General features: G+C 34.0%; 1 protein-coding gene. It reads left to right on the forward strand.

The features are described from left to right. Positions 1 to 606 (forward strand): CadD family cadmium resistance transporter (locus tag HMPREF9423_RS11730; protein WP_006149575.1); only part of this gene is annotated, 606 nt, incomplete at both ends.

The following is a 606-nucleotide window of genomic DNA, read 5'->3' on the forward strand; positions in this document are numbered from 1 at the left end:
TTCAAAATGTTGTTACTTCAATAATCCTGTATTCTGGGACAGCCGTAGACTTACTTATTATCCTAATGTTATTTTTTGCCAAAAGAAAAAGCAGAAAGACATCATTAACATCTATTTAGGACAATTTCTAGGCTCTGTTAGTCTAATATTGCTAAGTTTACTTTTTGCATTTGTCTTAAATTATATTCCTAGTAAAGAGATTTTAGGTTTGCTCGGTTTGATTCCAATTTTCCTAGGACTCAAAGTTTTGCTTTTAGGAGATTCTGATGGAGAAGCTATTGCAAAAGATGGTTTGCGCAAAGATGATAAAAACCTGATTTTTCTAGTCGCTATGATTACTTTTGCAAGTTGTGGTGCTGACAATATTGGTGTTTTTGTCCCATATTTTATTACCTTAAATTTAGCGAATTTGATAGTGGCTTTACTTACCTTTCTAGTCATGATTTATCTCCTGGTTTTTTCTGCCCAAAAATTGGCACAAGTCCCTTCTGTTGGAGAAACTTTGGAAAAATATAGCAGATGGTTTATTGCCGTTGTTTATTTAGGATTGGGGATGTATATCCTGATTGAAAACAACAGCTTTGACATGCTAAGGACTGTGTTCGG

The sequence above is a fragment of the Streptococcus infantis ATCC 700779 genome (assembly GCF_000187465.1).
GTDB lineage: Bacteria > Bacillota > Bacilli > Lactobacillales > Streptococcaceae > Streptococcus > Streptococcus infantis.